The 14,139-nt window shown below is 41.3% G+C and carries 14 protein-coding genes; 1 reads left to right on the top strand and 13 read right to left on the bottom strand.

Going from position 1 to position 14,139, the window contains the following annotated elements:
- Window positions 1-189 precede the first annotated feature (189 nt).
- The 6 genes from HCJ54_RS03350 to yneA form a co-directional block, all read right to left on the bottom strand.
- Entirely contained in the window at window positions 190-1,371 is a 1,182-nt protein-coding gene (locus HCJ54_RS03350; RefSeq protein ID WP_187136637.1) for an amidohydrolase, read from the bottom strand.
- A 313-nt stretch (window positions 1,372-1,684) separates the two neighbouring features.
- On the bottom strand, window positions 1,685-1,921 hold the full coding sequence (locus HCJ54_RS03355; RefSeq protein WP_114982960.1) for a YneF family protein: 237 nt from the start codon (window positions 1,919-1,921) through the stop codon (window positions 1,685-1,687).
- A gap of 238 nt (window positions 1,922-2,159) precedes the next feature.
- Window positions 2,160-4,154 (bottom strand): transketolase, encoded by a 1,995-nt coding sequence (gene tkt, locus HCJ54_RS03360; protein ID WP_187136638.1) that lies wholly within the window; start codon window positions 4,152-4,154, stop codon window positions 2,160-2,162.
- Window positions 4,155-4,318: 164 nt separating this feature from the next.
- Complete coding sequence (locus HCJ54_RS03365; protein WP_036064856.1) at window positions 4,319-4,552, bottom strand: DUF896 domain-containing protein; 234 nt, start codon at window positions 4,550-4,552, stop codon at window positions 4,319-4,321.
- Window positions 4,553-4,582: 30 nt separating this feature from the next.
- Window positions 4,583-5,038 carry a large conductance mechanosensitive channel protein MscL gene (gene mscL / locus HCJ54_RS03370; RefSeq protein ID WP_187136639.1) on the bottom strand — a complete coding sequence of 152 codons (456 nt, stop codon included), beginning with the start codon at window positions 5,036-5,038 and terminating at the stop codon, window positions 4,583-4,585.
- 76 nt (window positions 5,039-5,114) lie between these two features.
- The gene (gene yneA, locus HCJ54_RS03375; protein ID WP_185408764.1) at window positions 5,115-5,444 is read right to left on the bottom strand and encodes a cell division suppressor protein YneA; all 330 of its coding nucleotides are present in this window, start codon (window positions 5,442-5,444) and stop codon (window positions 5,115-5,117) included.
- A gap of 163 nt (window positions 5,445-5,607) precedes the next feature.
- Between yneA and lexA the strand changes: the two genes are divergently transcribed.
- Entirely contained in the window at window positions 5,608-6,222 is a 615-nt protein-coding gene (gene lexA / locus HCJ54_RS03380; RefSeq protein WP_036065261.1) for a transcriptional repressor LexA, read from the top strand.
- Window positions 6,223-6,280: 58 nt separating this feature from the next.
- Here the strand turns inward: lexA and glnA are convergent, their stop codons facing one another.
- The 7 genes from glnA to HCJ54_RS03415 all read right to left on the bottom strand — a co-directional run bounded on the left by glnA (window position 6,281) and on the right by HCJ54_RS03415 (window position 13,942).
- Window positions 6,281-7,618 carry a type I glutamate--ammonia ligase gene (gene glnA / locus HCJ54_RS03385; protein ID WP_036064850.1) on the bottom strand — a complete coding sequence of 446 codons (1,338 nt, stop codon included), beginning with the start codon at window positions 7,616-7,618 and terminating at the stop codon, window positions 6,281-6,283.
- Window positions 7,619-7,676: 58 nt separating this feature from the next.
- On the bottom strand, window positions 7,677-8,045 hold the full coding sequence (locus HCJ54_RS03390; RefSeq protein ID WP_185408766.1) for a MerR family transcriptional regulator: 369 nt from the start codon (window positions 8,043-8,045) through the stop codon (window positions 7,677-7,679).
- Between the two features lie 195 nt (window positions 8,046-8,240).
- Window positions 8,241-9,527: a methionine gamma-lyase family protein gene (locus tag HCJ54_RS03395; protein WP_187136640.1), complete on the bottom strand. Its 1,287-nt coding sequence runs from the start codon at window positions 9,525-9,527 to the stop codon at window positions 8,241-8,243.
- A 1-nt stretch (window position 9,528) separates the two neighbouring features.
- Window positions 9,529-10,740, bottom strand: coding sequence for a GTPase HflX (gene hflX, locus HCJ54_RS03400; RefSeq protein WP_187136641.1), 1,212 nt, complete (start codon window positions 10,738-10,740; stop codon window positions 9,529-9,531).
- Between the two features lie 152 nt (window positions 10,741-10,892).
- Complete coding sequence (gene hfq / locus HCJ54_RS03405) at window positions 10,893-11,126, bottom strand: RNA chaperone Hfq (protein WP_036064844.1); 234 nt, start codon at window positions 11,124-11,126, stop codon at window positions 10,893-10,895.
- A gap of 142 nt (window positions 11,127-11,268) precedes the next feature.
- Window positions 11,269-12,186 (bottom strand): tRNA (adenosine(37)-N6)-dimethylallyltransferase MiaA, encoded by a 918-nt coding sequence (gene miaA, locus HCJ54_RS03410; RefSeq protein WP_187136642.1) that lies wholly within the window; start codon window positions 12,184-12,186, stop codon window positions 11,269-11,271.
- An 85-nt stretch (window positions 12,187-12,271) separates the two neighbouring features.
- Window positions 12,272-13,942: a glycerol-3-phosphate dehydrogenase/oxidase gene (locus HCJ54_RS03415; RefSeq protein ID WP_187136643.1), complete on the bottom strand. Its 1,671-nt coding sequence runs from the start codon at window positions 13,940-13,942 to the stop codon at window positions 12,272-12,274.
- Window positions 13,943-14,139: the final 197 nt, after the last annotated feature.

Below are 14,139 nucleotides of genomic sequence, written 5' to 3' on the forward strand. Positions count from 1 at the left end.
CCTCTTTCTCGATATTACGGACGCAGAAATCAGGTCCTTCCTTACAATAATGGTGAACATATCTAATCCAATTATCTTTTTCATCGCCCTTACCTCCTTCACGAATTTGTTTACAGAAACTAGTGTAACCGATTTCTTTAAAAGATTCAAGTAAATTTATATTTTTTTATTTCACAGACAAAGAACCCCTTACTCGGGATTCTCCATCAAATAAGTATACGCATACTGCGCATAGAGTTCTGCTCCACGTACCATCGCATCTTCATCGATATTGAAGCGACCATGATGATGCGCCCATTCCGTATCTTTTTCTACATTTCCAGACCCAACAAGCGCAAAACAACCAGGCGCCTCCTGTAAATAATAACTAAAATCCTCACCAGCAGTTGTCGGGCGATCCGAATAAAGCACCCCATCCCCGAAGCTCGATACAGCGACACGTTGCGCTAATGTCGCACTTACCTCTTCGTTGATCACCGCGTGTGTCCCATAACGATAATTCACCTCAGCAGTAGCACCATACGTAGCTGCAATCTGTTTCGCAAAGCGGCTAATCGCGTGCTCCATTTTTTCACGAACCTGCGGATGAAACGACCGAACCGTCCCTTCTAAAACCGCATGCTCCGCGATGACATTATAGCGCGTTCCCGCCTCCATCCGACCAACCGTAAAAACAGCAGGCTCAAGCGGATCTGTTTCCCGTGACACAATCGCCTGTACCCCCATCACAAAAGCCGATGCAACAACGGCAGCATCAATACAAGCATCCGGCATCGCTCCATGCCCACCGCGCCCTGTAAACTTAATTTCTACCACATCCGCCGATGCAAAAACCGGTCCAGCAGTACATGAAATCGTATTCGTTGGCATCTGCGACCAAATATGGATCCCAAATACATTATCAACACCTTCCATTGCCCCCTGCTGAATCATTGCCTCCGCACCTTCCGTAATCTCTTCTGCCGGTTGAAAAATAAAACGCACAGTCCCCGCCAATTCGTCCTGAACCGCGACCAGTGCTTCCGCCGCACAAAGCAACATTGCCGTATGCGCGTCATGCCCACAAGCGTGCATTTTCCCATCATTTTGCGACTTGTAAGACAAAGTGTCACTAAGTTCCACTACCGGTAAAGCATCCATATCCGCCCGCAAAGCCACCATTTTTCCAGGTTTGGCACCGACAAGTTCCGCCACAATTCCCGTCGGCTCCATTCGGCGATATGATATTCCCAAGCGTTCGAGCTCCATCACCACACGGTTTGTTGTCCTAATCTCCTGCCACGACAACTCCGGATAACGATGCAAATCTCTCCGAAAAGCAATCATCCTCTCCTCGTTACACTTCACCTCAAGCTTTATTTTCTCATTCATGAGCTCTCCTCCAATTCAGAAATCCGCTTCCAACTACGTATTACCCATTTTACCACTACCAGCCAATTTGTCTCCCCAAAAAGCTCATAATCCCGAAATATTCTGCAAATATAAACGCACTAACAAATTTCTATCCAAAATAAAAGCCCCCCTAAATAACATCTGAAAAATGTCATCTAGAAGAGCCTATACCATTTAAAATGAACCACAATTACGTATCGAAAAATAAAAAACAATCCCATTTGTGTTTCATATACCTAATAAACATTTCTTAAAAAATCCGTCCACTTAGGCATAAAACACCTTATACCATTTATTTTTTCTTCTTTGTTTTCGCTTCTTTTTCCTGCTGTTTACCCATTGCATTCATCATTTGATTAATTTTCTTTTGCGATGGTTTCATTCCCATTTGGGCCATCATCATTTGCAACATTTGTTCATTAATTGGCGGGTTCTTTTTCAAATACGTCATCATGTAACGTCTTGCGATAAAGAATCCTAGCGCTAAACCTGCAAGCAAGCAAAGTACGCCGATAAGTATATACCACAACATAATTCTCTTTCTCCTCCTCGAAACAATATATCCCTCTTATTGTACTTGATTTATCAGGCCAAAACAATAGTTTTTCGATATTCTATAGCAATAAAAGTTCGCTATCATTAAAAAATCACAACTGCCTCATTATACCATTAACGCAGTGTTTGTACAATCCTAATCCCACAGATTATCATAAAAGAAGCGCAAAATGATCTCGTCGAAACAGATCACCTTGCGCTTCTCCAACTCATTATAAAGATTTCACCGTATTTACAACATTTTCAACCGTAAAACCATAATTTTTAATAATCGTATCGCCTGGTGCCGAAGCGCCAAATCTATCGATACCGATTGCTTTACCATCTAGGCCAATATAACGTCCCCAGCCAAGTGTTGATCCCATTTCGATGGATACGCGTTTACGTACCGCATTGGGTAATACGCTCTCTTTGTAAGCGTCCGATTGTTGTTCAAACAAATCAAATGATGGCATACTCACAACAGATGCATCAATGCCATCCTTCGCAAGTTCTGCTTGTGCTTGTACAGCCAAATTAACCTCTGAACCAGTCGCCAAAAGAAGCACATCTGCAACTTCTTTTTTAGCTGGTGATAGCACGTAAGCACCTTTAGCAACACCTGCTTCTGCAAGCTTGGCAGAATTCGGTAATGTTGGTAGGTTTTGACGCGTCAATACTAACGCTGTAGGACGATCATTTGAACTGATCGCAATCTTCCAAGCCGCTACTACTTCATTGCCATCTGCTGGACGAAGTAAAGTAAGACCAGGCATTGCACGAAGAGATGCCACTTGTTCCACAGGTTCGTGTGTTGGACCATCTTCCCCAACTGCAATACTATCATGTGTCAACACATAATTTACTGGCAAGTTCTGAATAGCCGATAAACGAATGGCTGCACGAAGATAATCAGAGAATACGAAGAAAGTCCCGCCGTATACTTTAAGTCCAGAATGAAGTGCCATACCGTTTAAGGCTGCCCCCATCGCAAATTCACGAACACCGAACCAAATATTACGTTCAGCTGGTGTTGCCTTTGTAAATTCGCCATCTGTCGCGATATTCGTATTATTCGAACCAGCTAAATCAGCAGATCCACCGAATAATTGTGGTAATTTCGCAGCCAGAGCATTAATTACTTCGCCACTTGAAGCACGACTAGCAAGCGATTTATCCTCACCATATACAGGAAGATCTTTATCCCAATCTTCTGGAAGCTCCCCACGCAAACTAAGCTCTAACTGTGTTGCAAGCTCTGGATATTTCTCCTTATAAGAGGCAAACATCGTATTCCAAGCTTCCTCTTCTTGCGCACCACGCGTAGCAATTGTTTCTTTAAAGCGATCATATACTTCGCTTGGCACGTGGAAATCCTCCGCATAATTCCAGCCATAAACAGCCTTAGCAGCCTTAGCACCGTCTGCGCCTAGTGGGGCACCATGAACCTTACTTGTACCTTCATTCGGAGCTCCAAATCCAATCACTGTTTTCACTTCAATCATCGTTGGTTGCGACGTATTTTGTTTGGCTTTCTCAATAGCCGCCAAAATTTCTGTTGTATCATTACCATCTTTAACAAGCAAATGCTCCCAACCATAAGACTCAAAGCGCTGTTTCACACTTTCAGAAAATGACTTATCTAAATCTCCATCTAACGAAATATCATTAGAATCATATAAAAGTACTAAACGGCCAAGTTGTTGATGCCCAGCGAGTGACGCCGCCTCTGAAGCAACACCCTCCATTAAATCTCCATCACCACATAATGCATATGTATAGTGATCCACAACCGGGAAACCATCTTTATTATACATTGCTTCTAAATGTCTTTCTGCCATCGCCATACCGACTGCCATCGCAATCCCTTGGCCAAGTGGTCCTGTTGTTGCATCCACACCATCAGTATGATGTACTTCTGGATGACCTGGTGTTTTGCTGTCCCACTGACGAAATTGCTTCAAATCATCCAATCCTAATTTATAACCACTCAAATGTAATAGGCTATAAAGCAACATGGAACCATGCCCCGCTGAAAGTACAAAGCGGTCACGGTTAAACCAATGTGAATTCGCCGGATTTGCTTTCAATACTTTAGACCAAAGGGCATATGCCATAGGAGCAGCCCCCATAGGTAAACCTGGGTGCCCAGAATTGGCTTTCTGAATTGCGTCGATCGATAATGTTCGAATCGTATTAATTGCTAACTGATCAGTTTTATCAAACAAATGAAACATCCTCTCTTGTTTTAGTCACTACTACTCATAATAAGCCTTTCTTGCATATTTCACAACTAAAAAAGATTGAAATGTTCGGAATTGCATTAAAATGATCGATAATGTGCGTTTGAATTACTTAAAAAAGGCTAAGCTTTGTGCCTAACCTCTCTAAATTATAGCTTGTTCCGTTCTTCTCTTTTTCGCTTTATCTTTTCCGGTGTTACATCATCACCATTTGGATCAATAAAAGTAGTGTGCTCGATTGTATCGCGCACTTGATTCCGAAAAGATTTAATATATTCTTGTCGTAATGCATCTTGTTCTAACTTCTCTTCCACCGTCAGTATTCCCGCCTTCTTTTTGCGAGACAATTCATTAATCCGGTCTATTTTTTTCTTTTCTAGCATAATTCTCCTCCTTGCGTCTTGACTTCCATCCTATACAGAAACTTCTGGCTCTTCTTTTATAGATAAATCAGAAGTACATTGCGAACATTTTGTTGCTTGTTCTGGAATAGCCGATAAACAATAAGGGCATTCTTTCGTCGCTGGCTTCTTCGGCTCCAGAGGTATGTACTTCGAAACCAATTTAATAATCAAAAATACAGAAAAAGCAATAATTAGGAAACTAATAACGTTATTAATAAACATCCCATAATTAATGGTAGGCGCTCCAGCCGCTTGTGCTGCTTTTAAAGTATCATAGTGCGCCCCGTTCAAACTAATAAACAGATTTGTAAAATCCACATTCCCTATCAACAAACCTAGCGGGGGCATAATAATATCATTCACAAGCGAGTTTACAATACTTGTAAACGCAGCTCCGATGACAATACCAATCGCCATACCTAAAGCATTTCCTTTCGAAATAAATGCTTTAAACTCTTTAAACATCCAAAAACCTCTTTTCTATCATTGTCACCGCTTATTTTACATGAAAAGGCAGGTTTTTTAAAGTATTGTGCACTAACTATTTATCTGCTAATTGGATGGAGCTATCTATGTCTGAGTTCATCCTTTTTACAGGAATTGTAACCATTTCGCCCGCTGTTAACTTACCATCGATGATTTGGTTCTCTTTCTCCACCCATGCGACAAATTCTTGCTTACTCATCTTATACTTACCAGCATACTCATCCGCTAGTCCCCAAATCGAATCCCCACTAGCAACACTGACCTCGTTATAGTCAGATTCCGCCTGATTCACAGTTACTATCAATAACACAGCGCCTAAAACAAAACATGTAATAATAAAAATAATAGCAATATAATACCGATCCCAAATTGTTTTTAAAGTCATCGTTTATCCCTCCAAAAGAATATATGTTCGCTTTTTATTCATTATAGAACACTCGTTCTGTTATGTCAATAAAAAAAACGAACAATTGTTTGCATATCCAAAAAAACTTTGATATACTGGGATTAATAAAAGAAGTAATGAAAGAGTGAACGGGGTGAAACAAATGAAATTATCAAAACGGCAACAAGATATCTATGACTTTATCAAGTCAGAAGTAAAAGACAAAGGCTATCCACCTTCCGTACGTGAAATCGGTGAAGCAGTTGGTTTAGCTTCTAGTTCGACCGTTCATGGACATTTAGCACGACTTGAAGGGAAAGGTCTGATAAGGAGAGATCCTACAAAGCCTAGAGCTATTGAAATTTTGTCATTGGAAGACGACATAGCGACCCCACATGTTATTAATGTTCCTATAATTGGTAAAGTAACAGCAGGAATACCTATTACTGCCGTTGAGAATATCGATGAATATTTTCCACTACCTGAGTATATGGCTAACGGTGAAACAGAGATTTTCATGTTAGAAATCGATGGTGAAAGTATGATTAACGCTGGAATTCTAAATGGTGACAAAGTTATCGTAAGACAGCAAAATTCTGCTAATAACGGCGAAATTGTTGTTGCTATGACGGATGATAATGAAGCAACGTGCAAGCGGTTTTTCAGAGAATCTAGCCATTTCCGATTACAGCCTGAGAATGACTCCATGAAACCTTTACTGCTTAGAAACGTATCTATACTCGGAAAAGTGATCGGTTTATACCGCGACATTCGTTAAGGCCAAGTCAAAAGAGCTTTTCCCACCACGGTGGGAAAAGCTCTTTTTGTACTTTCTATTAATATATTTCCATATATTGATCGCGTTCCCATTGATGGACCGCTGTTCTAAACATGTCACATTCAATGATTTTCGCCTCTACAAAGTGCTCTAAAATGTGTTCACCTAAGCCATCCACAATAACCTCATCGTTAACAAGTTCTTTCAATGCAAGTGCCAAGCTTTCTGGAAGATCATAAATTCCATGCGCGTGACGCTCTTCTTCATTCATACCATAAATATTACGATCTACTGGTTTTGGCGGCGTCAATTTGTTCTTAATACCATCTAAGCCAGCACGTAATAATACAGCCATTGCTAAGTACGGATTCGCTGCTGGATCGACACTACGAAGCTCCAAGCGAGTACTTAAACCACGTGAACTTGGAACACGAACAAGAGGGCTACGATTTTTCCCTGACCATGCAATGTAACAAGGCGCCTCATAACCTGGCACTAGACGCTTAAACGAATTGACCGTTGGATTAGTTACAGCTGTATAGCCTTGTGCATGCTTCAACATACCCGCCAAGAATTGGTAAGCTGTTTCGCTTAGTTGCTCTTCTCCGTTTTCATCAAAGAAAGCATTGCCAGATTCATTGAATAAGGACATATTGAAATGCATTCCAGAGCCGTTGACACCAAATAATGGTTTCGGCATAAACGTTGCATGCAAGCCGTGTTTACGAGCAATTGTTTTTACGACTAATTTGAATGTTTGGATATTATCACAAGCAGTGACCGCATCCTCATATTTGAAATCAATTTCGTGTTGACCAGGTGCAACTTCATGATGGCTCGCTTCAATTTCAAAGCCCATTTCTTCTAACTCTAACACGATGTCACGACGACAATTTTCGCCTAAATCAGTTGGCGCCAAGTCGAAATAACCGGCATTATCATTCAATTCTAGCGTTGGTTTCCCTTTCTCATCCAACTTGAATAAGAAAAATTCGGGCTCTGGTCCTAAGTTAAAATCTGTAAATCCTAAATCATGCATTTCGGCTAATACACGTTTTAAGTTAGCACGAGGATCTCCCGCAAAAATCGTTCCGTCTGGATTATAAATATCACAAATAAGTCTTGCTACTTTCCCTTTCTCCGCTGTCCATGGGAATACTACCCACGTCGCAAGGTCTGGGAATAAGTACATATCCGATTCTTCAATACGGACAAAACCTTCAATAGAGGAACCATCAAACATCATCTTATTATCCAATGCTTTACCTAGTTGGCTCACCGGAATTTCCACGTTTTTAATAATTCCTAGGATATCCGTGAATTGCAAGCGGATGAATTTCACATTTTGTTCGTCTGCGAAGCGAAAAATGTCTTCTTTAGTATACGATGTCGTCATAATTAAATCCTCCCAATAATTGATATTATATAAACTTTTTAAAAGTAAATATCGTGTGTCAAAATCTCGGTAATTGCTGTTTCCCAGAAGCATCTTGTTTCACAAAACGGCCTGCTTGTTGCATTTCTTTTCGTAAAATCTTACGCACATCCTCATCGGTGAGCGGTGACTTTTGTTCCTCTTGCTGCATTTGGTACATTTTCTTAATTCCCGCAATATTCAGACCATCATTTAAGTAGTCTTTAATCTCAAGCAGTATATCGATGTCCTGAAGCGAGTACAAACGATGATTCCCTTGATTTCTTGCTGGATGAATTAATCCTTGATCCTCATAATAACGTATTTGACGTGCGGTAAGATCTGTAAGCTTCATGACAGGACCTATCGGAAAAAGAGGCATCGATCTTCTAATTTCTTTTTCACTCACGACTTTTTCCCCCTTCGGAAAACAACGTATTTTTCATATGTTAGTTGCATTATAATGTATGTTAAATCTTTTGTCAAATCTATGTAAGATAATCTAACATATACAAAAACGCTGTTGTACCAGTCATTTAGAGTTAAAATAAAAAAACAGCAAAAAATAAATTTACTGTTTTTCAAATTTTTTTACATCTTCATGTTACTCTGTTATTTGCGAGATCGTTAATAGATTTTGCTCTACTAAACGACTCGTTGCTACTAGTACAGCAAGCTTCACATGCTCATATGTAAGGCCTCCTTGCACATACAACTGATAAGGTTCCCTAATCGGTCCGTCTGCAGTTAGTTCCAAACTTGCTCCTTGTATAAAAGTTCCTGCTGCCATGATAACGTCATTTTCATACCCAGGCATATAGGCACCTTCTGGAACAACATGTGCATTAATTGGTGAAGCAGCCTGAATAGCCTGAGCAAAAGCAACCATTTTTTCACGACTATGAAAGGACACACTTTGAATTAAATCCGTGCGCGGAGCATCCCAAGATGGATCCGTTTGAATCTGAAATGCACCTAAAATTCCCGCTGTAAAACGCGCTCCCTTAATCGCCTGCGAAACAACATGAGGTGCTAAGAAAAAACCTTGGTACATCTCAAGTAAACTGTATAAAGAAGCACCCGCCTCCGCACCAATTCCAGGTGTTGTAAGTCGGTAAGCGCACAATTCCACCAAATCTGCTCGACCAGCAATATATCCGCCTGTTTTCGCTAAACCACCGCCTGGGTTTTTAATTAAAGAACCTGCAATCAAATCAGCACCTACCTCGATAGGCTCCATTACTTCGACAAATTCACCGTAACAATTATCCACAAAAACAATTACATCAGACTTCAACTCACGAACAAACGCAATCATCTCTTTCATTTTCGCAATGGTAAAAGAAGGGCGGTCTGCATAGCCTCGAGAACGTTGAATGCCAATCATTTTCGTAGTCGACTTCACCTTCGTTCGAACCAATTCAAAATCTACAGAACCATCAGCTAGTAACGGCACCATATCATAACCAATCTGATATTCTTTTAACGAACCTTTCCCCGAACCACGAATGCCAACAATCTCTTCTAGCGTATCATACGGCGCACCCGTCATGTATAACAGATCATCCCCTGGGCGAAGGACGCCAAATAAAGCTGTCGAAATGGCGTGCGTGCCCGAAATAATCTGTGGTCGCACAAGTGCCGCTTCCGCCTTGAAAACGTCTGCATAAACCCGCTCTAGTGTATCACGACCGTCATCATCATAGCCATAACCCGTCGATGGCGTGAAATGAAAGTCACTTACCCGATTTTTCTGAAAAGCTTGCATTACTTTCCATTGATTTTCTTCCGCAATTCGCTCACTGTCTTTCTGAAATACGTGCAACTTCGCTTCTACCTCGTCAGCCAATTGGCGTATTTCTTCCGGTATTTGTTTAAAAAATGATGTCATTTTAGTTTTCCTTTCGTGCTTGATAGCCTTTTAATCGGTAACATTCTGTTGCTTCATCAAATTCTTCCTCGATCACTACCGTATCATGTTTATATTTATGTAACATCCTGCCGTCACTTGCTGGAATACTGGCTACATACGGTTGCCAAAGCTGCTTAATTTCCCATAACATTTTTTCCTTCAAAAAATACTGAGACGACTCTTCCAACGCGCTCACTTCTACATAATTTGGCTGTGTCGGAATAAAATACGGCAATTGGCAGTCCTTTTTATTGTACACTGTTAAAATCGGAATATGCTGCATCTCTAGCTCTTCTAACAGCGTCAAAACGGTTCGCTCGTGTTGTACGTAATCAGGATTAGAGCAATCCACCACATGCAAAAGAACATCCACATTCGCCGTTTCCTCCAGCGTGGAACGAAAAGCCGCAACAACCGTGGTTGGCAAATCTTGAATAAAACCAACTGTGTCTGTTAAAAGCGCCGCATAGCCTTCTGAAAAGGGCATTTTTCGAGTTGTTGGATCAAGTGTAGCAAATAGCTGATCTTCCTCAAGGGTCTTCGCATCACTTAATCTATTAAATAGCGTTGATTTCCCCGCATTCGTATAGCCGATGAGCCCAAACCGAAAAATGGCTTGGTCGTTACGACGCGAAGTCATACGCTCACGATGCTTCACTACAACATCGAGCTGCTTCTTAATATCCACCATTTTCTGCCGGATATGACGACGATCCATCTCCAACTTTGTCTCTCCAGGGCCACGCGTTCCAATTCCACCACCAAGACGCGACAAAGAAATCCCTTGACCGCTCAACCTAGGCAATAAATATTGATATTGCGCCAAGGCAACTTGCAATTTGCCTTCCCGTGTTTTCGCCCGCATCGCAAAAATATCTAAAATCAATTGCGTCCGATCAAGAATACGCGCGTCAACGATCTTCGCAATATTCCGTACCTGTGTTGCGCTCAATTCACTATTAAACAACACCACATCGACATCCATTTCAGCGACAAATGCTGCAATCTCCTCTATTTTCCCCGACCCTACAAAAGTAGCTGGATGTACACGTTCCCGTTTCTGCGTCACTTCTCCGACGACTTCTGCTTGCGCCGTTTTCGCCAAATTCCCCAATTCTAGCATCGAATAATAAAAATGTTCTTCTGTCACTTTAGGTAACTCACAGCCTACCAATATCGCTCGTTCCACCATTGTTTCCGCACTCCCATCGTATCTTCCTTTCATCGTAGCATAAATAGCCCTACAAAGAAAGACGAAAACCATTATAAAAGCCGAACGCACACGCTTTGTAGTACTAGCGCATCACATTCGACTTTATCCTTCATTTTTTAAATTCAATCAGCCTATTCATCGTCCGATTTCAAAGCTACATTTTTTTGTGGTGAGAATGTCGAAATAGCATGCTTAAAAACGAGCTGTTGCTTGCCATCGACGTCTAGTAACACCGTAAAGTTATCAAAGCTAATAACCCGACCGCGTAACTGGAATCCATTTGTTAAAAACACTGTTGCCAAAATTTTCTCTTTCCTCAATTGATTTAAATAATGATCCTGTAACCCTTGCCCACCTTGTTTCATATCGAATCGCTCCTATTCTCTATCTTTTAAGTTATCTTCATTTTAAACGAAATGCACAAGAACTACAAATTGCACTCCCTAAAAAAAGATTCTTTTTTCTCTGCTAGTTTCAAATACCCTGTTTAGCCCCGATTAAAACACCCTATTCCCTTTTCAAAAATTGCTTTATTTCCATTGCTACTACACTGTTTATTCCTGATTCTCCAGTGTCAAACCAACGCACATCTAAGCGGTTTCGAAACCAAGTCAACTGTCGCTTCGCAAAACGCCTGGAGTTCCGCTTTAATAGCTCTGTCGCATCAGCGAGTGCCATATTCCCATCAAAATATGTAAACAGTTCTTTATAACCAATGCCTCGGGTAGCCGGCACATCACGAACACCTGTATCATAAAATCTGCGTGCTTCCTCAAGTAATCCCTGCGCAAGCATCAACTCTACACGCAAATTAATCCGCGCATAAAGCTCAGAACGCTCACGATTTAATCCAATCAAAAGCGGGTCAAACTCGCTCGATTGCGCCTCTTGATTCTGCAACTCCGAAAACTTTTTGCCAGATAGATGGTAGACTTCAAGTGCTCTGATAATACGTCTTGGGTTATTGGCATGCAAGCTATTCGCACTTTCAGGATCAACCTCACGAAGCATAGAAAGTAACGTTTCACTCGGCTTTTTCGCCAGTTCTTCACGAAAAACAGGATCGCTTTTCACCTCGGAAAACGTATAATCATAAAGCACAGACTGCACATAAAGCCCTGTTCCACCAACCAAAAAAGGGATTTTTCCTCGTTTCCAAATATCTCGAATCAATTGATGCGTTTCCCGTTTGAACTCCGAAACATCATAGGTTTCGCTCGGCTCCCTAATATCAATCAAATAATGCGGGATACCAGCCATCTCTTCGGGCGTTATTTTTGCAGTGCCAATATCAAGCCCACGATACACCTGCATGGAGTCACCACTGATAATCTCTCCATCAAATTTTTGCGCCAATTCGATACTTAACGCCGTCTTCCCAACCGCAGTCGGGCCAACAATTACAATAACGGGAATTTTGCTCAAAAAAACCTCCCCTTCCATATCTCCAATGTATCATAAAATGAAGATTTGTAAAGGGAGGTTTTATTATACTATTGTTAGAAATCGATCAATGCCAATCCGCTGGCTCGCGCGCATCATCAATCTGCGTTTGCAATTCCGCAACCAATTGTTCTTTAGTTGCTGCATCCCATTGAAATAAATTATCCATGTCTTTGATAACTTCTTCTTTCCACTCTAGCAAGTACGGCATATCAAACAAAAGATAGCCCGTACGACGAAGCAAGAAATCAATCGGATGAATGACAGCTTCCTGATAAATCGCATAATGTAGCTGCGCATACAAACTATTCGGCAAAGCGGATGTCCCGTTCTCTTTGTGCTCTTGCGCGTAGGTAAAAACGTGATCAATATTAGAGCCGTAACGTTTGGCAAGTTCACGACCTTCCGCCAATGTCCAACCAAAGCGACTGTTTCCTTCTTTCGCTTTTTTCTCGATGAAAGCATCAATATTATCGGAACCGCCTACATCCCCACCCGAAATTGGTAAATGATGTGTTTGTACAGCTTTGAATTTCTTACCAGTTTCTTTGGACAGCGCTTTTGTGACTTCATCTAGTAGTTTTTCAGCCATTTTGCGATACCCCGTTAGTTTTCCTCCGGCCATCGTAATTAAGCCACTTTCCGAAAACCAGACTTCATCCTTCCGCGAAATTTCAGATGGATCTTTGCCTTCTTCATAGATCAGCGGGCGAACCCCTGCCCAGCTCGATTCAATGTCATTTTCGCTAATATGCACATCTGGAAACATATAGTTGATCGCCTTAATCACATATTTATGATCCTCTTCATTCGCTTTCGGATTAATCACCATTTCGTCATACACTGTATCCGTTGTACCCACATAAACCTTCTTTTCACGCGGAATCGCAAAAACCATCCGACCATCTGGTGTGTCAAAATAAACCGCCTGCTCCATTGGGAATTTCTTTTTATCGATGACTAAGTGTATCCCCTTCGTTAAACGAAGATGCTTATTGTTCGTCGCATAATCCATCTTACGCACCCGATCCACCCAAGGACCCGCTGCATTGACAACCCGATGTCCCTTGATATCAAAAACTTTCCCTGTAATCCGGTCACGTGCCACGACACCCACAACCTGCTTCTTCGTATCATATAAAAAGTTTTCTGCTTTCGTATAATTGATTACTTTAGCACCTAATTCCACCGCTTTTTTCATGACTTCAATCGTTAAGCGTGCATCATCTGTCCGATACTCAACGTAGTAACCCGATCCTTTTAAGCCTTCTTTTTTCACAAATGGGTTTTTCGCCAATGTTTCTTTTGCCGATAAGATTTTACGACGTTCCTCTTTTTTCACACCTGCTAAATAATCGTAAAGACGAATTCCAAACGAAGCGCTGACTTTCCCCATGTTACCACCTTTATGAAACGGTAGCATCATCCATTCTGGCGTTGTCACATGAGGACCATTTTCATAGACAATTGCGCGCTCTTTTCCAAGATCCGCTACCTCTTTAATCTCAAATTGTTGCAAATAACGCAAACCACCGTGCACCAGTTTAGTCGATCTACTAGAAGTTCCCGCCGCAAAATCTTGCATTTCAATTAGCGCCACGCTCATACCACGTGAAACCGCGTCAAGAGCAATCCCTGCACCGGTAATACCACCACCTACAATAACGAGGTCAAATGTTTCCTCCGTCATCTTTGTTTGAATCGTTTCTCTATCAAAAGCCGAAAATAATTGTACCATTCTTTTTTCCCCCTCTAGAATTAAATACAGCCTATCTATCACCATCTGTTTTCCACTTTTTGTTGGCTTTAAACCGATACACAAAAAAAGAGAGACTACAAAGTAAGCGATTGCGCTCGCCATTTGTAGTCTCTCCGTATCTCAGACAATAATTAGTATTAACTTGTCTCCAATTATAGTACAGCCTCTCGTTAAAA

Source organism: Listeria grandensis (assembly GCF_014322885.1).
In the GTDB taxonomy this organism is placed as follows: Bacteria; Bacillota; Bacilli; order Lactobacillales; family Listeriaceae; genus Listeria_A; species Listeria_A grandensis.